The 17,767-nt window shown below is 45.3% G+C and carries 15 protein-coding genes; 9 read left to right on the top strand and 6 right to left on the bottom strand.

Features of this window, described 5'->3' with window-relative positions:
* Position 1: 1 nt before the first annotated feature.
* Positions 2 to 1,078: a transposase gene (locus THEBA_RS05720; protein ID WP_236609216.1), complete on the top strand. Its 1,077-nt coding sequence runs from the start codon at positions 2 to 4 to the stop codon at positions 1,076 to 1,078.
* Between the two features lie 896 nt (positions 1,079 to 1,974).
* Here THEBA_RS05720 and THEBA_RS14660 read toward each other — a convergent pair.
* Entirely contained in the window at positions 1,975 to 2,367 is a 393-nt protein-coding gene (locus tag THEBA_RS14660) for a toxin-antitoxin system TumE family protein (protein WP_014730821.1), read from the bottom strand.
* Positions 2,342 to 2,605, bottom strand: coding sequence for a hypothetical protein (locus tag THEBA_RS05730; RefSeq protein WP_014730822.1), 264 nt, complete (start codon positions 2,603 to 2,605; stop codon positions 2,342 to 2,344). The genes THEBA_RS14660 and THEBA_RS05730 overlap by 26 nt, the downstream gene beginning before the upstream one ends.
* Before the next feature lie 1,052 nt (positions 2,606 to 3,657).
* On the opposite strand from THEBA_RS05730, the gene THEBA_RS05735 reads away from it, so the two are divergent.
* Entirely contained in the window at positions 3,658 to 5,853 is a 2,196-nt protein-coding gene (locus THEBA_RS05735) for a hypothetical protein (protein WP_014730824.1), read from the top strand.
* Positions 5,854 to 6,056: 203 nt separating this feature from the next.
* On the opposite strand, the gene THEBA_RS05740 is transcribed toward THEBA_RS05735, so the two are convergent.
* Positions 6,057 to 6,887 (bottom strand): serine O-acetyltransferase, encoded by an 831-nt coding sequence (locus tag THEBA_RS05740; protein ID WP_014730825.1) that lies wholly within the window; start codon positions 6,885 to 6,887, stop codon positions 6,057 to 6,059.
* Positions 6,888 to 7,138: 251 nt separating this feature from the next.
* Here THEBA_RS05740 and THEBA_RS05745 point away from each other — a divergent pair, with 251 nt between their 5' ends.
* The 6 genes from THEBA_RS05745 to THEBA_RS05770 all read left to right on the top strand — a co-directional run bounded on the left by THEBA_RS05745 (position 7,139) and on the right by THEBA_RS05770 (position 12,160).
* Positions 7,139 to 7,693 (top strand): hypothetical protein, encoded by a 555-nt coding sequence (locus tag THEBA_RS05745; protein WP_014730826.1) that lies wholly within the window; start codon positions 7,139 to 7,141, stop codon positions 7,691 to 7,693.
* Positions 7,694 to 8,262: 569 nt separating this feature from the next.
* On the top strand, positions 8,263 to 8,844 hold the full coding sequence (locus THEBA_RS05750) for a hypothetical protein (protein ID WP_236609217.1): 582 nt from the start codon (positions 8,263 to 8,265) through the stop codon (positions 8,842 to 8,844).
* Between the two features lie 41 nt (positions 8,845 to 8,885).
* Positions 8,886 to 9,239 (top strand): VOC family protein, encoded by a 354-nt coding sequence (locus THEBA_RS05755; protein WP_006486337.1) that lies wholly within the window; start codon positions 8,886 to 8,888, stop codon positions 9,237 to 9,239.
* A gap of 382 nt (positions 9,240 to 9,621) precedes the next feature.
* Positions 9,622 to 9,897, top strand: a complete 276-nt coding sequence (locus THEBA_RS05760; protein WP_006486339.1) for a hypothetical protein — start codon at positions 9,622 to 9,624, stop codon at positions 9,895 to 9,897.
* 752 nt (positions 9,898 to 10,649) lie between these two features.
* Entirely contained in the window at positions 10,650 to 11,246 is a 597-nt protein-coding gene (locus THEBA_RS05765; RefSeq protein WP_407656339.1) for a type IV toxin-antitoxin system AbiEi family antitoxin domain-containing protein, read from the top strand.
* The gene (locus THEBA_RS05770; RefSeq protein ID WP_014730829.1) at positions 11,243 to 12,160 is read left to right on the top strand and encodes a nucleotidyl transferase AbiEii/AbiGii toxin family protein; all 918 of its coding nucleotides are present in this window, start codon (positions 11,243 to 11,245) and stop codon (positions 12,158 to 12,160) included. Before THEBA_RS05765 ends, THEBA_RS05770 begins: the two co-directional genes overlap by 4 nt.
* Positions 12,161 to 13,011: 851 nt before the next feature.
* Here the strand turns inward: THEBA_RS05770 and THEBA_RS05775 are convergent.
* Positions 13,012 to 14,226 (bottom strand): IS256 family transposase, encoded by a 1,215-nt coding sequence (locus THEBA_RS05775; protein ID WP_014730611.1) that lies wholly within the window; start codon positions 14,224 to 14,226, stop codon positions 13,012 to 13,014.
* Between the two features lie 502 nt (positions 14,227 to 14,728).
* On the opposite strand from THEBA_RS05775, the gene THEBA_RS05785 reads away from it, so the two are divergent.
* Positions 14,729 to 15,892 carry an ATP-binding protein gene (locus THEBA_RS05785; RefSeq protein ID WP_014730830.1) on the top strand — a complete coding sequence of 388 codons (1,164 nt, stop codon included), beginning with the start codon at positions 14,729 to 14,731 and terminating at the stop codon, positions 15,890 to 15,892.
* Positions 15,893 to 16,826: 934 nt separating this feature from the next.
* On the opposite strand, the gene THEBA_RS14380 is transcribed toward THEBA_RS05785, so the two are convergent.
* On the bottom strand, positions 16,827 to 17,000 hold the full coding sequence (locus THEBA_RS14380; RefSeq protein WP_158309298.1) for a hypothetical protein: 174 nt from the start codon (positions 16,998 to 17,000) through the stop codon (positions 16,827 to 16,829).
* Between the two features lie 170 nt (positions 17,001 to 17,170).
* Positions 17,171 to 17,767 carry an RloB family protein gene (locus THEBA_RS05795; protein ID WP_014730832.1) on the bottom strand — a complete coding sequence of 199 codons (597 nt, stop codon included), beginning with the start codon at positions 17,765 to 17,767 and terminating at the stop codon, positions 17,171 to 17,173.

The raw sequence follows: 17,767 nt of genomic DNA on the forward strand, positions 1-17,767 counted from the left end.
GGTGTATGTCTTACCTCCTTGTAGATCCAAAGAAGCCAGGAAGTATCATTTTAGCTCCGGGGCAAAGAGCGATAGTCTAGATGCCAAGGCGATTGCTCTTACCTTCAAGGAACATCCCTCTTACTGTCTCAAGGCAAGATATTCAGGAGTCGGAGCAAAGATCACTAAACTGGTGACTATGTACAGCATTGTATCCAAAATTCATAGTCAACAGTGCAACAGATTGTATTCAGTCCTACTGAGGTATTTCCCGGAATACTTGCACATTATGGATAAGCAGTACAGATCAAATACCTCCTTGAGGATTCTTAGCATCTGCCCTACGATAACTGAATTTAAGAAAGTTTCGAACGAAGAGCTTAGGAAGATCCTGAACAAAGAGAACTACAGAATGACTAGTATCTTGAGAAAGAAGCTTGACAGGATAAGAAGCGAAGGGATCTCTTGGGGCGATACATCATGTGAGGGGAATCTCATAATGTTCCTGGCAAATCAAATTCTCACCTTGAGAGAGGAACAAGAAAGATTAAGGGGAGAGATGGGAGAGACCCTAGAGAATAGTCCATACAGGATCATTCTTTCTATTCCAGGTGTGAAGGCTGTAATAGGCTCATACATAGTAAAGGCCTATCTCACACATGATTTCAGAAGCTACCAGGAGATGCAGAAATACGCTGGAACTATTCCCTTCCTCTTTCAAAGTGGCAGAAAGTCAATAATGCTGATGAGAAAGAAATGCGACAAAGACCTAAGAAACATGATTCACATCGCAGCTTTCGCTTCTCTGAAGACTTGTGGATGGGCAAGAAACTACTACAAAAGAAAGAGAAAAGAGGGCAAGACTTACGGTCATGCCCTCAGAGCACTGGGGAACATCATCCTCAAAATCGCATTCTCCATGTTGTCAAAGATGAAAGAATACGATGAAACCTTGTTCCTCAATGCCAAAGGAATTAATACCACTCAACAAAATAATACAATAATTCCTGAGGCTTTCACAAATCCTGAATACTCCCAGGATGCTCATCCATCCTTAGCTGCCACTAAGGATGTGGTCGAGAACTTGAATGTCACCTGAGTAGTAGTTTTTTCCTTATGAATATGATAAGGTCCCTTTTTCGCGGGGATGACAATGTGAGCTCATTTCGGAAACGCTGCATTCAGTCATGCTGAACTTGTTTCAGCATCGCGTTCTAAGACCCGCTGGTCGCTGAAAACCTAGAACAGCCGAGAAAGAACGCATTCGAGATGTTCGCTGCGTTCACGAGAAGACGAGAGCGAAAATAGGGACTGACCGACTCCTATAGTATGTCTTTTTTTCGCGTAAAAGGCAGAGATTCCAACCAGGACCTTTTTCGGGCGAACGGCCGTTCGCCCCTACAAGAGAACTGCACAATCATCTGAAATCGTCATCCCGTAGAGCCTGCCCTGATTAGCCTACCCCAAAGTGCTCGTGTTTGGGGTCTCGTGTTCAGGGTCATCCCCTAATTCCCCCATATTGTCATCCCGTAGTGCTCCTGTACGGGATCTCGCCCAAACAACTACTGTACGCTGAAGACCTTGAACAGCCGAGAAAGATCGAATTTGAGATGTTCGCTGCGCTCACGAGAGGACAACAGCAAAAATAGAGACTGACCGACTCCTATAGTATGTCTTTTTTTCGCGTAAAAGGCAGAGATTCCAACCAGGACCTTTTTCGGGCGAACGGCCGTTCGCCCCTACAAGAGAACTGCACAATCATCTGAAATTGTCATCCCGTAGAGCCTGCCCTGATTAGCCTACCCCAAAGTGCTCGTGTTTGGGGTCTCGTGTTCAGGGGCATCCCCTAATTCCCTCATATTGTCATCCCGTAATGCGCCTGTACGGGATCTTGGACTTAAAGATTGACAAACGTTTAAGAGCCGGTTGAACGCTTGCAAGGAGACGCTGGTTGCTGGGAAGAACCGTCTGCTTGAACGTTGTTCTCAAGGTTTTTTAGCGAAGTTTTCGAATTTCGTGAAGGATGATTTCAGGTGTTAGTTCTTCTTTGCTTATCAGCAAGCTCTCGATCCACCGTAATATCTTCACAGGATCAGAGCATTCGGAAGGATAAACATCTTGGTTAACGTGAACGTGATGCGGGTATGTTGTGATACTTTTGTGATGGGGAGAGTTATCCCAACGTATCTCAATGCGAGTGTCTACAATCCAATGGAAAGAATACTTCCGCTGCGTAGAACTCACAAATTCCCTGAGGTGAACCTTTGAAGAGTCCTTGAACAGAATTTCCAGCTTGATGTATGCAAATTCCTTACCGGTTTTGAAATCGTGAACCTTGAAATCCTTGACAAGCAAAGACTTTTCAACGAACTTCAATATCTTCTGCATTGATCCTCTCCAGCATTGAGCGTACTTCCAGAAGAGCAGAATTGCATGCTTCCCATTCAATCAAGTCATCCCACATTTCATAGTTCTCATCTGAATCGGTGACAAGGCTTCTAAACTCTTCGAGAGAACAATCGTACTTTCGTTCTAGTCTTACTGACTGTTCCTGCAGAAGATTCATCTGATACAACAGATCTAACTTCTTGAAGGCAAGCAATTCCTCCTTTGAAACAATAATCATGCGTCTCCCTCCTTTCATCATTGATGAAAGTGTCTACCAGATTATAGCATCGTCGCTTTCAAAGATTTCTACAGAAGCGCGAACGCTTTCTTTCTAGACTCGGTTATTTACATTGCAGTGATGTGGTCCTTCGTTCAGTTGGGGGCAGGTTTACCGTCATCGGTTCTCCGTTCTCCGAGAAGAGCATAACAGCACGAGAAAAGCGGTTCCAACGCTGCGTATTCAGGTTACAGGAAAAACCAAGATCAGAAGGTTGAGGCGGGAGATTTACGCGAGGGACAAGACGTTCGCTGCGCTCACGAGAAGATGAGAGCGAAAATAGGGACTGACGATTCTCCTCACGTCCCCAAAGGTCTCCGTTCTCTGACAGTTTAGCCCCGGCTTCGTCGTTTTTTGTCGGAGGACGGAGAACCGGTGACTGCGGACCTTTTTTGACTGAATGAAGAACTATATTACCGAAATGTAAATAATGGAGTCTGTCCCTAAAGGTCTCTACCTAAAGGTCTCTAAGCTTCATCTCAGATTATAGCAAATGACATTTGGCCCATTCTTCGTATTCCTCACCTATTCATCCTTTCTCTGTCAGTTTAGCCCCGGCTTCGTCGTTTTTGTCGGAGAACGGAGAACCGGTGACTGCGGACCTTTTTTGACTGAATGGAAAACTATATTACCGTAATGTAAATAATGGAGTCTGTCCCTAAAGGAAGGTCTAAGATGCGGAGCAATCATCCGAGTGCTGAAGATCAAAATCCAATGGATTTAAAAGAAGTGTTCCCTCGAAAAAGAGATTCGTAAGATCTCTGAAGGAGGCTTCCTCCCAATATGAGCATATTAACTACAGCTCAATTCAGTGATTTTCAGTCGTTAGAAAAGGGCTTTCCTATACATGGAAAAACTCTACTTAACAGTGAAGTTTGCTTTATCAGGGCTGGGATAGATCAATTCATCCAGCGATTTGTTTTTTTTCACATTTCTTCATCTCTTTGCATAACGCTGGAAAACGTCCGATGTATTAATTTATATTGTTCTACTACACATGCTAGAGGTGGTATATGGATAGAGAGACAGCAAAAGTGACCCTCCTGGCCGAGGCACTGGAGATGAGCAGGAATTCCTATGTTGAACATCGTACTCTCGAAGGGCTTGAGTCATTCTTTGACAGAAGCACAGCAATCGAGCTTGCGAAGGGACTTAAGGATGGATTCTCTCTTGAAATACCCCTGGAAGTGATAATGAGCAACGGATTCTTCAGGGGTTATCTTGCTGGTCTTATGCTTTCAGACAAGACTACTTCACATGTTGTCAAGGAGCAGATAGCCAAGATCCTTCTGGAAGATCTTCTTCGCACGATGAATGAGGCAGAGGAAACTTCACCCCGTCAAGAAGAGAGTTTTCAGTCAGAAGGAGACTTGAAGAAGAGATTCTTTTCCCTATTCGAAGAAAAAGACCGCGAAGAATCTGGAGGACTTGTAAGAGAGAATCTCTCACTTTTCAGACATTTCATGAATAGTAAGCATTTTATTCCTATTTACCTTTGGGGTAATGAATTGACGACTTTCATTTGCGAAAGCTTAGATTCGGAGCAGTTCGAGGGCTCCTTAAGGGAAGACTTGAGAAAGATTGTTCCTTTTGTGCTGGCATCATACTCGATGCCCGATACTATGGGTTCGTCAGTAGGACTTCGATTACCGTCGATTGAGAGTTATTTGAGCTCGCAGTTCCCGATTCTGGCTATGATAAGGAATCGAAAACTGAATCCTGATCAGGTGACTGAGTTCATCAAGAGCCTGTCTCACATTATATTTGGGGATATCTTGTTGGCGCCGGTTAGCATGGCTGCAGGTGGAAAGACGGAAGAGAAAGCAAGGGCAAAACTGATTATCAATAAGATGTTCGCTTCGATGAGTGATTCTGAACTCGGTATTATGTTGAATTCCTCCGGCTACGAGTCGAGAGACGGTTTTCTTTACGAAGTTGTCGTGTGCAACGATTTCAGCAAACTTTTCGATAGATTGAAGAATATTTTGAAAGGGATAGAAAAGAAGGCTTCCCTGTTTTCCAATATGGCTATTGCGAGCGCTCTCCTGGACAAGGATGAGGCAATCGATTATGTGGTAGAGTATGTCGCATATCTGAAGGCGCTGGAGCCAACAATCGCAGTTGTACGATCGGGACTCTTGTTATGCATGAAATACGACTTAGAAGACGAGGAGTTCTTCAGAAAGAAGTTTTTTGAGATAACAGATGAGAAACCAGATCCGCCTTTGATCCGATCTCTTCTTCGGGATTCATTCGGTGATCTTGATGTGATCTATGAACATATGGCAGACGAGTATTCTTATAGAACGGCGATTGACGGTGTAATTTCGAACTTGAAATCGATTAAGGAACCTAATTTCATTTCGTTCGAGAAGACCGGCAGTCTTGAGTATTCACGAGTGCCGATGTATACGCTGATAAACTCAGCGATAAGTCAGAACGATATCGATCATGCATTCGATACCTTGGTAGCTTACTGCAAGAAGTACCGGTTCAACTTCGAGTTCATGAATACACTTCTCTTCCTTTCCACAAGAGAAACTGACGAACTGAAGAAGCTCCTTCGCGTTGAGGGCGAGCTCGCTTTAAAGGTCCTCCACGATATCGTTGAAAAGGATAGATGGGCATCACTTATAGAGGTCGAACAGAGTCCATCCAACACAGAACTCCTGCAAGTCATCGAACATTATGTGGATAGCTTGATCGACCGGAAGGATTACAGGGAAGCATTGAGGGTTATCGAAGAAGTCTTTCCCCTTGTCGGCCCGGATGATTACGGCTACCTCTTGGCGAGCAAACTACTTGTGTGCTGGAGACTAAATATGTTCGATGAATTGGCCAAAACAATGGAGTCTAAGAACCACAGTGGCCATCCGAAGGCTCTTGCAGTATTGGCGCTGAAGAACTATGCCTACAGAGAACTAGACAGGGCGGAACAGATTCTTCTCAAAATTCTTCACCAATGTCCTGACTTCATCAAGTATCTGCTGGAGGAAGAAGAAAACGATAAGAAGGATTTCGAGAAAGCAGAAAGAGGCAACCTCAGGAGTCAGAAAAGAGTCGATTCGCTGACTCTTGCAGAAGAGTTCAGAGGGGATTGGCTCAACCTGAGGGGCGGAAAGGAATGGCTGAAGAGAGTGCAGAAGGTTTTTGATGAACTGAGGGACGGCAGTAATCTGCCGGAGAACTTTGACTCTTCAAGCTGGTAATGAATTAAAATACTGGAGTTCCCGAAAGTGCCATTCAAAAAGAAGGAAGCGATGAGAAAATCTCATTGCCCGCCGCAGCCGGAACTGGACTCAGCTGAAAGCTGAGCCTGGCCGTACGCAGTGCGACTTGCCACCGAAGGTGACTGGCTTGTCATTATTGTTACGTTAACGCAATGCAAATAATGGAGTCCGCAGAAGAGGCATCATGGATTGTTGTAGATTTTTTCTCCCGGCTTGAGCGAATGGACGAGCCAGACGTTGCCGCCTATCACGCAGTTGTCTCCAACAACGGTGTTCCCGCCAAGTACAGTCGCTCCCGCGTATATCACGACATGGTTACCGATGTCTGGATGACGTTTGATTCCCTTTATCGGATTTCCATTTTCATCGAGTTCGAAGCTTTTCGCACCAAGCGTTACACCCTGATATATCTTGACATGGTTACCTATTGTACAGGTTTCGCCAATGACCACTCCAGTGCCGTGGTCAATAAAGAAGTAATTCCCGATCGCTGCGCCCGGATGAATGTCTATTCCGGTCTTCTGATGAGCATACTCCGTCATTATCCTGGGGATCAGCGGAACGTCCAGTTTGTAAAGGATGTGGGCTAGCCTGTAAGTGCTTATCGCTTCGTAGGCGGGATAAGCAATCATGATTTCTTCCACCGATTTGGCGGCGGGGTCCCCTTCGTATGCGGCCCGCACGTCTGTGACCAGAGTCAAGGCAACGGAGGGTAGTTCAGCCAAAAACTCCTTTACAACTTGCCCCGCTCCTTCTTCTCCCAGTTCAGGTCGTATTTCAATAATCATTTCCCTTAGTGTATTCAAACCCTCCAACAGTAGTTCTTCCCCGTTAACGGGTCGGGTATGTGAAAGTTGTGGGCAAAATGTTTTGCGAATAAGATGAATGAGCTCTATCGTCTTTAGCTTTATATGTCCAAGTGAGTAAGACTTTGATGAACAATGAGTCTTGGCGATTTGTTCGTATGCTCTTGCTACTTTTTGTGAAATCTCGTCTTTGTAATTATCATTCATAAGCATTATCTCCTAAAAAACTCAGTTGATTTCTTTCAGTATAGACGAGAAATCATGAGATTGCTCAACGAGTTTTGATCAATCAATGTCATTCTGAAACCTCGGTAGTCGATCGCGCCGAGGAGCGTCGACTTCAAAGGCTACCAAAGTTGGCCTAACATAAGGTCACGATATTTGTGGTTACCCGAGCGCACATGGGGTATAAAATATGAGTCGAGAAGCGAAGAATTGTTCATGGAGGATGAGGTTATATGAGAAGATTGCTCACGGTATGTTTCCTGGCACTGTCAATTGGGTTGTTCGCAAGATTTGAGATTGGGCTACCGGTTTTTTCAATGCCCCAAAGCGATTCTAAGAACGGCATTGTTGAAGTCTTGACGGATTTATCTGAAGAGAATATGAATCTCGAGATAACTGTAGTCTTTACCGATGAGGATTATCCGTGTCCGGTTATCAATTTCCTTTATGATATCTACCGCTATTTCAAATATGGCCGTATTGAGGATATTGAGAGTTTCTACATCAGGTTCGATTCGGATGGGAAGATAATTGCTCTAGATTTCCCGGGTGTTTTTGCAGCTGATCACGCCTTTGATGACACGAAGAATCTACATGGGTCTGCGGTCCTGATGCCTGATGTAATAACATTTGTGGATGGAAGGCCCTTGATCTTCATCAATACTTGGAATCACATGTTCGGAGTAATCCCGTCTTTTGACAGAGCTAACGAGACGTTGCTGTCAGACTATCCCGTCACCGAAGGGACCAGGTCGGACGCGGAACATAAGTACTCCTGGCACCATTAGTCGTCTTGTTCAGGTTGAAGGGTTTTGCTCTAAGCTGAGTGAATTACCGTTGCTTTCATTCTTCTTGAAATGTTTCAAGAACAGCTGAACGATCGAAGTGCATTCTAGATTTTTTCTTGTGTCGACACAGCTTTGCGAACAAGGATGTGTAAGCAGCGTCCAAAGGACCGCACGATTATAATCCGTTAAGTCAGCTTGAATGACAGTTTCTTGATCTGAATTTCTGTTTGTAGAATAGAAATCGCTGAAGTCAAAGTGTCAGAAGAATTGCAAGCCAGATTTTGCTTTCCTAGCGCTTAGAGTAATCATTCAGCGGCTTTTAAGTCACAATACCTCTCTAAGTCGCTGTCATTGCCATAAAGGAAAGGGATTAAGAAACCTGTGATGTCCGAACACTGATTGGCCCCCGAGAATCAAATGGTTTGGAAGAGGTTCTTTTCCGGTTCACTGTACATTTCACACTCCCCACTTAACTTCGTTTTGATGCCCGACTAGATTTATAATCATTCATTCGGAAGAAAAACTAAAGGGTTATTGAATAATTAGAAAGTTTAGTTCACCCGATGGAGATGAAGAACTTGCAAAAGGCTACCTCTGCGGAAAAAAGAAACGAACTCGATGAACTACGCAATCTAGTCGGAAGTTATTCCGAGAGCGCGGATGATAATCATGTTCATCTCAACCTAAGGGGACCGGATCTTACGGGCGATGATGCGGAAAGAGCAATAGATGTGCTTGAAGAGAAAACCAAATATCTGCCTTTGAAAGGTAATTTAACTGTGATGGTCGACTGTGATTGCGGTGATCTGCTCGATTCCTCGATAAAGATAAAAGACTCCATAAGAAAGCAGCTGATTCCTTTGCTTTACTACGTCGATCTTGATCTGAGGAGGCTTTCCAGAGTTAGCGTTGTCCTGATGATATTCGGTGTTCTAGCTATGGGGACGGCTTCACTGCTCTCCGAGCTTTCTTTCAACGCCTATGCGCTTCACGAAATACTCGTCATTGCGAGCTGGGTCTTCATATGGGCATCCGTCGAGACTTTCTTCTTCGACAGGAGAAGGCTGAAAAACAAAAAACACCGTCTTCAACGCATCTACTTTGCAGACTACGTGATTACTGATTGTCAAAGAGAAAATGACTATCACTAATACGCTGCAAAGCATTTCTGAATAATTGGAGGGGAATTAAGATGGCGAAGAAAATGCCGGTTGTGTACTGGGAAATCAATGCAGTAGATGGGGAGTCGCTTTCCGAGTTCTATGAGGAAGTCTTTGAATGGGAAACAGAAGTTAGCGACACGGGATTTCATTCTTTCAAGAGCGGAGATCCCAAAGGCATAAACGGCGGTATATTCACCGGGAAAGGTGTACTTCCGACTCATAGGGCACTGTATATTGAAGTTGAAGACATGAACGAGATCATAAAGCGGGTTCAAGACCACGGCCAGGAGATACTTCAAGGCCCTTTCAAATCGGGTAACACTATTCTTGCCTTTTTCACCGATCCCGAAGGACACATGATCGGATTGATTCAAAGAGAGTGATGCTCTCTGGAGCGAAGCTCCCTCTTGGTTACGCTCAATGTCTTGACAACATGAGAAAAGAGCCAGAGAGAGAATTACGGTTCTTCCGCGCTACCATCGCAAATTCTTCCTAAAGAGCGAAGATAATAGTTCCGGTGCTTCGCACCTAAGATTCTCGTTCCGACACTTAGTGTCCAGTTTTTTGGTAAAAAAAGCTGTATGAGATCAGACGTAAAAACTCTGAAGAGCGTGGAAATCTTCTCTTCTATCCTCCTTCCTGGCACCTCTGACCATAATCGTACCTCTTCAAATCTCTAAGCAATCTCTAAGCGGCTTTTAAGCGGGCTCCAAGAAACGGGCCGTAGACTGAGAATGTACCAAAAATCATATGGGGGTGTAAGAGATGAAAAAGATAGTGTTGATTACGATAACGGTTCTTCTGATCGGTGGAATGACATTGGCAGTAGGTTACGGAACGAAGGCAATGCAGAGAGTTCAGGATCCTACAACCTGTGAGAACTTTGTGGATGCAGACGGCGACGGAATAAATGACAACTGCCCGAATGACGGTGTAAGAGAACTAAAGAATGCCCAGGATGGAACAGGCTACAGGCACGGAGCCTCTGGCGAAAAGGGACCGGGACTCGGCAGAGGATTCGGAAAAGCAGCACAGCTGTAAAATAAAACCCCTACTAATTCAAGTCAAGGGCCCGAAAGGGCCCTTGTTCTCATAATGATGAAATCAGAATAACAGCCTTCCAAACCCACAGACTCCTCGTTTCTTCTGCTCTGTCACCCCGAAACGAGTTCGGGATGACATGGAGAGGGACTTCCGCAAACCGATGTCGGGACAACTTCCTCAGCTGGATTGAAACCCTGAATTGATTGTCGCTTCTCTTCACGAGACCTCATACCCTGTAATCGATACCCTGCCCTTCGCGTCATAAACTCGTTTCAGCATCTACTTTGAGCCTAACCCGACGAACTCCTTTTCGGTCATCCCGTGATGCTTTTGCACGGGATCTGGCTCTTTCTAAACACAAGATCCGGATTCGTTCTTATCGGAGGACGGCGGACCGGTGACGGTTGACCTGAGAAGTAGTTGTCATCCCGTAAAGCCTGCCATGATTAGCCTGCCCAAATGAGCGACTCTTCTGTCATCCGGTGATGACTCTGCACGGGATCTCGTCTCTTCAGTCTCGCCCTCTCTCCTCTTCTCGTAGTTTTGGACCAACAACCTGTACACGAAGTGTCGGAACGAAGAACAGCTCTTTTGCTCTTGTTCTCCAAGGACGGGTCCATGCTCCGGGACGAAGTACGAAGGACGGCTCTTCGCTCTCCAACTAAATCACTGCAATTCATGATACAATTTTAATGAACATCTGCATATACGTAATTATGCAGGTGTTCGTTGAAAGTGTTGATAAAGAGGTGAGATTATTGGACTCAACAAGGCACCAACTGCCTCAGAAGAAGATTATTAGAATAGATGAACTCAAAGATATGGGATATAGCTTCTATCGTATCAAGAAGCTTATCGAGGAGAATATCCTTAAGAAACTGACGCGCAAAAGCTATGAAAATCTAATCTACGAGGGAGATGAATCGGACTTTTACTATGTCAATGCTTATGTGCCAAGGGGTGTGATCTGCCTGATTAGCTCGGCAATCTACTGGCAGCTTACCACAGAGCGTTCCACAGCAATAGACGTGGCGATTCCCAGGAGCGACAGGATTTATACGATGCCAGAGTGGCCTCAGATTCAACTTTACTTTTACAGCAACATGCGATACAAAACCGGAATCGTGACTATTCACGAAGACTCGAATCAGTTCTCCATTTATGATCCGGAAAAGACAGTGATCGACATTCTGCAATATCGCGAAAGACTTGGCATTGAAGTCGCAAAGGAAGTGCTTGTTCAGTATCTCGCAAAAAAAGATAGAAACCTGAACAGACTATACAGATATGCCAAGGAACTCGGCAATTCAAAGATACTAAGAACCTATCTGGAGGTGTTGCTATGAACAAGGCAGCATCTGTAAAAGCCAGACTGAGAAATCTGGCCCGAAAGCAAGGCCGGAGTTATCAGGATCTACTGCAAATTTATGCGCTTGAACGAACCATCTACAGATTATCCCTCTCTCCCCACAAAGACAAATTCACATTGAAAGGCGGGATCTTTCTTTATGCGCTATTTGAAGGGCGGTTCCCGAGATCAACAACCGATATAGATCTGCTGGCGCAGAGGATCAGCAACGAAAAGGAATCTCTCGAGAAGGTTTTCTATGATATCTTCTCGGTAGATACCGACGATGGGATGCGTTTCGATCTGGAAAGTATGAACCTACGCACCATTGCAGATGCAAAACAATACCCCGGTACTCGGATAACCATTACGGCCTACATAGAGCGAACAAGATTATCCGTAACCGTCGATGTCGGATTTGGCGACTGCATAACACCCGAGAGGGTTCAGATGGAATTCCCGGTTCTGCTGAATGATCCGGAGCCGGTTGTATTCGCATACTCAAAAGAATCGGTTATTGCAGAAAAACTGGAAGCGATAGCCTCGCTGGGTTTCCTGACCAGTCGCTACAAAGACTTCTACGACATCTTTTTGCTGTCCAGATTCTTTCCTTTCAATGGCACAACACTGCAAGCCGCAATTGGGGAAACATTTAGAAATCGTGGCACACCGATGGAAGAGATCGTCGCATTCGAGAAGCAATTCATTTCCGATTCACTCCATAAGAGAAGATGGGCAGCCTTCGCTAAAAAGAAAAACACTACGTTTGATACATCTCTTGAGGAAGTTATAAGCCAAATCAAGAGCTTCCTAATCCCTGTACTTGAAGCCTTACAGAGAGATGAGATCTTCGCCTCGTACTGGGAGCCTGATGACCTAAGCTGGAAGTTCCGACGAGTGGGACAGAGGTAAGAGGTTAGAGTTTAGAGGTAAGAAAACCAAGATCTTTTCGCTCTTCACGTCTGTTTTTCGCGCCATGAATCGAGATCCTGGCCACAAGCATGCCAGGATGACTTGATATGCTTTCATTCCGTATTAAATGTGCCTAAATCCACCCTCTTCTGTCAATCCGTAGAGCCTGCCCTGAAATGCCTCAGTTTGTCATCCCGTGATGGGTCTGCACGGGATCTGGTCTTGAAAACATGGCACGGATAGCGAGCCTGGCCAGGCGGAGCCTGACTGGCCTGCGTCAGCAGACTGGCTCCCAAATGCTCCTACGGTCTGTCACATTTTTCGCGTAAAAGGCAGAAATTCCAACCAGGACCTTTTTCGGGCGAACGGCCGTTCGCCCCTACAAGAGAACTGCACAATCATCTGAAATTGTCATCCCGTAGCATTTCGAATGGAAGACTAACGAACTCCTGACATCTGTCCCCGTCCGTTCCGCCTCCGGCGGGAGACATTTGCAGGTTCACCGTAAACGATTCTCCCCACTCCGCCCGAGCGAGAGGAGCAAAAGATATGCTGCACAGGAAGAACGTGAAGAGCCGGTAGTCGATCCTCTTGATCAGTGATCCAATTAAGAATCATGCACTTCTTGTAGGGGCGAACGGCTGTTCGCCCAAAAGCGTACTGATAAGGGAACCGAATAGGGGACTGACGAGCTCCTGACGTCTGTCCCGATTTTTCGGGGGAAACCGACATCCTGGCCAGAAGCGAGCAGGATGACCTGAAGTCAAAGTCCCCTGCCTCGAAAACACGTTCTATTTCCCGGTTCTGTCTCTTTTTTTGTGTAAACCCCTTTTTTGTAATGGGTTTAAGAATCAGCTTATGTACTTAGCTAATCTTTCATACTTTATCACAAGTTGAGTAAGGATCCTGGACCAATCAAGAGTTCTTACTGTCCATTTCTTTGTTATGTTCATTATTGCTAGATAAGCCATCTTTAAGAGAGAATTGTCTGTTGGAAAGACTCCTTTGTTCTTCGTCACCTTCCTGAGTTGTCTATTAACTGATTCAATGGGATTAGTTGTATAAACCAATCTTCTCAGTTCCTCTGGATATTGAAAGAAGGTTGAGAGAGTTTCCCAGTTATCTTTCCAGCTTTTTATTGACAAGTGGTATTTGTCGCCCCACTTCTCTTCTAGTGCAAGCAATGCATTCCATCCTGCCTCTCTTGTAGGTGCCTGATAAATTGTCTTGAGATCGCGTGCTAGAGGTCTACGATCCCTCCAGGTAACATATCTCATGGTGTTTCTTATCTGGTGAACTATGCACTTCTGAACCTCTGAGAATGGATATACAGCCTCTATGGCTTCTTCCATTCCGCTTAATGCATCTATTGAGAAGATTGCCACGTCTTCAACCCCGCGATTCTTCAATTCGTTGAGAATGCTTAGCCAGTAGCTTGCTCCTTCTGTTTCACTTATCCACATGCCTAGAATGTCTTTGTGGCCATTTAGGGATACTCCTAAGGCTATATAGAGTGCTTTCTTCCTTACCTGGTTGCTTTCAACGACCCTGAAGAATACGGCATCCATGTAGACTATCGCATACGCAGATTCTAATGGTCTGTTTCTCCATTCGGAGACCAGTGGCAGTATCTTGTCCGTTATCCTGCTTACGCTCTCTGCAGACAATCTGGAACCGTAGATATCCTCTATATGACTCTGAATATCTCTTACTGTCATTCCCCTTGCATACATGGAGATTATCTGATCCTCTATACCAGAAATGTCCCTCTGGTGTTTCTTCACAACAACCGGTTCAAATTCACCTTTCCTGTCTCTTGGTATCTCAAGTTCTATTTCTCCGTAATCGCTCCTAACTGTCTTCTTGCTATGTCCATTCCTGGAATTGTCAGTCTCTTTGTTCTTGTAGTCATGCTTCGAATATCCAAGCTCATCTTCCAGTTCTCCTTCAAGCATTTCTTTGATTACGTCACCAAACAATTCCTTCATTGCCTCTTGAACATCTCCAACGTTTTCAAATCCATTCTTCTCGATTAACGACTTGATCTTTTCTCTGTCAAATTTCATCTTCTTTTCCCTCCAATCTTCTCTTCCATTCTAGAGGGTTTACACAATCTTCTTTACATACTCTTCATCGCCAATCCTATTGGTTTCAACTCTCTCCTTTCTCTCGTGAGCGCAGCGAACCTCTCCGCAATGCTCTTTCTCAATGGTCTTTGTTTGCCCTCGAAGCGGAACTGGCCTCGCCGAAGGCAAGACTGGCCAGGCGGAGCCTGATTGGCCTGCGTTAGCAGACTGGCTCTATTTTGCCTCCTGGCGCGTAAGCGCCAGCATCACTTCCCGACGAAGTCGGCCTCACTTCCCCGGATGTTTCTCCGGGCATCACTTCCTCGCGCCAGCGAGCCTCACTTCTGCTCTTGCGATACCCGAGACCCGCTGCTGATCTTGCTCCTCTTCTCGCTCTCTCCAATGACGGTTCCTGTTGCTATTCCGAACTCATGGGTTCGTTTCGTATGGGAACGAATCTATGCTAATATAGTTTCAAAGTGAAACGCTAGGAGATGATCTTGTGGATTCGGACGAGTTAGTTCAGTCACTTGAAGAGGTGCAGAAAAGGAAGGAAATGGAGCTTCCGTCGAGACTGAGGCCTTACTTCGACAAAATAGACATGAAGAACAGGGCAGTCCTTGTCTTTGGGCCAAGAGGGGTTGGGAAAACCACTTTCCTTCTGAACAGATTTAGGGAGAGAAAAGTACTCTACGTTTCGGCTGACAATCCTCTCGTTTCTACTAGTGACATATGGAGTATAGCAAAGACGGCCTTCGTAAGGGGTTATGAGGGGATAGTTGTGGATGAAGCTCACTACGCAAAAGATTGGAGCATCCATCTTAAGGCCCTCTACGATTCCTATCCAGGAAAGCTTGTAATAGCTAGCGATAGCAGCAGCCTAGTATTAAGACAGGGGATCGCAGATCTATCAAGAAGATTCTCCAGGGTTCAAATCCCTCTAATGTCTTTGAGAGAATACATATTTCTTAGAGACGGAACACTTTTGCCACAACTAGAACCATTTTCTCCCGAACCTTCGGCAGTTAAAGAGATAATGAACGGTACAAACGTACTTTCTGCTTTTGAAGAGTATCTTGAGAGAGGATTCAGGCCGTCTTACATGGAATGGGACTTTCGAGAGCAAATAGAACACATTATCGAAAAAACACTACATGGAGATGTTCCGTTCTTCGTTCCCCAAATCTCGGATATTCACTTCAGGCTAATGAATGCCGTTGTTGGGTTCTTGGCGACTTCAAAAGTATTAACATTGAACATTGAGAGAATGTGTAGAGACTGGGGTATAGGGAAGAGAAAGCTCTACGAACTTCTTACTGTAATGAACGCAACAGGAGTAATCAGAATAGTATATAGAGAAAACGATAATCGAACCTTCTCCAAGGGTGAAAAAATATTCTTTGGCGACCCTGCTTTCTACTCAATTGGTACAGGAAATATTGGAACAAGAAGAGAAGCCTTTGTGGCACAATCCTTCGAAGATGCTGGTAGAAAAGTCTTTGCATGTGCGGATGAGCGAAACGGAGATTTCTCTGTAGATGGAAAGATTATTGAAGTGGGAGGAAGGAGCAAAAAACCAAAGAAAGCGGAGTTCGTAATAAGAGACGACACTGATTTGCCCTATTCAAACTCGATTCCGATGTGGACACTTGGCTTTCAATACTGACATTAACTAGTAGTTACCCTGCCGGCTCTCTCTAAGATCCGCTATACGCTTAAAAACAAGGACCCGCTACGCGCTGCAACGAAAATAGGGACTGACGATTCTCCTAGCGTCTAGCCCATTTTTCGCGAAGGACCGTGATCCTGACCAGGAACATTGTCAGGATGACTTGAAAGGCTGTCATCCCCTAGTTCCCACATGCTGTCATCCCGTAGTGATCCTGTACGGGATCTCACACCCATGAACCGCTATGCTCTTAGAAACAAAAACCTGTTGACCGCTGTAAGCAAAATGGGGATTGACGAGCTCTAAGCGTCTGTCACATTTTTCGCGAAAAACCGAGATCCTGGCCAGAAGCATGCCAGGATGACTTGATGTGCTTTCAATTCGTATTAAATGTGCCTAAATCCACCCTCTGCTGTCATCCCGTGATGGGTCTGCACGGGATCTGGTCTTGAAAACGCGGTACGCATAGCGATCCTGGCCAGGCGGAGCCTGACTGGCTCCCAAATGCTTCTACGGTCTGCCACATTTTTCGCGTAAAATGCAGACATTTCAACCAAGGCCTTTTCGGGCGAACAGCCGTTCGCCCCTACAAAAGAACCGCATAATCGTCTAACATTGTCATCGCGTAGCATTTCGAATAGGGTACTGACGGGCTCCTGACGTCTGTCCCCGTCTATTCCAACTCTTGAGAAAACCCTCTGATCGCTGTGAAGACGACGTTGTCCGTCGGCGGTCCACCGTTCTCCGAAAAGAGCAGACGTCAATGAGGAAAAACTTGCTCTTTCTTCCAGAGGAAGAATCTGTTCTAGGTTAGTCAAAGTGAGATGAAAGAGATGCATGTGACGGTGTAAATTTCATCGCCAATCCTATTGGTTTCTTCTCTCTCTCCTTTCTCTCGTGAGCGCAGCGAACCTCTCCGCAATGCTCTTTCTCAATGGTCTTTGTTTGCCCTCGAAGCGGAACTGGCCTGGCCGAAGGCGAGACTGGCCACCGAAGGTGACTGGCCTGCGTTACCAGACTGGCTCATTTTGCCTCCTGGCGCGTAAGCGCCAGCATCACTTCCCGACGCAGTCGGCCTCACTTCCCCGGATGTTTCTCCGGGCATCACTTCTTAATTGATCGCCGATGCTCTTCGGCGCCTTGCGTCTTTCAACTTCTAGTCGGAGGAGGGGGAACCGTTCAAGCCAGACTTGTTTTAGCTGAATGAAGAACTATCTTATCGGAATGTAAATAATGGAGTCCCTAAAGGTCAGTCCCGAAATGGAACTAAGCTCTCTAATCTTCTATCCACTTGAGAAGCTCTTCGACTAACTTGTATACCGTCGTGCACGAACACGCGCTATCGGGATCATGCCCGAATGTAATATGCTGTTGATGGCCTTTCTTCGCATTCTCGATTGCATTTTCTATCATTGCAAAGGTTTTGTCAAAGAGATTGCGATCATTCTTTTCATATTTGCTTCCAAGATGTTTTTCAAGAATTTCACTATACTTGGCTCTATTTATCTCACGTGTGAAGAATTCGAAATGTAGAATGAACCATATTTCAAAGGCTTGATTTGACCATGCAACGCTTACTCCACTATCACGTGCTTCATCTATCGCTGGTCCCAGATCAAAGTTGTCCTTGTCAAATACTGCCCATACCGCTGCAATTGATGAATCGGAATCCTTTAGCGAAATAGCGTTCTTCACTAGCGCTATTGGCTCGGCTGTATTGCTACCTGTTCCGATCACTTCAACTCGAACCTTGCCCAGTCTACCGATTTTCAATCCGAAACTCTTGAAATAATTGACCTCTGTTTTGGTTCTTCCGCATACAATAACAATCGTATCTTTCGTCTTTCTAGAGCGCCGTTGCTTTCTTTTCAT

The sequence above is a fragment of the Mesotoga prima MesG1.Ag.4.2 genome (assembly GCF_000147715.2).
GTDB classification, from domain to species: domain Bacteria; phylum Thermotogota; class Thermotogae; order Petrotogales; family Kosmotogaceae; genus Mesotoga; species Mesotoga prima.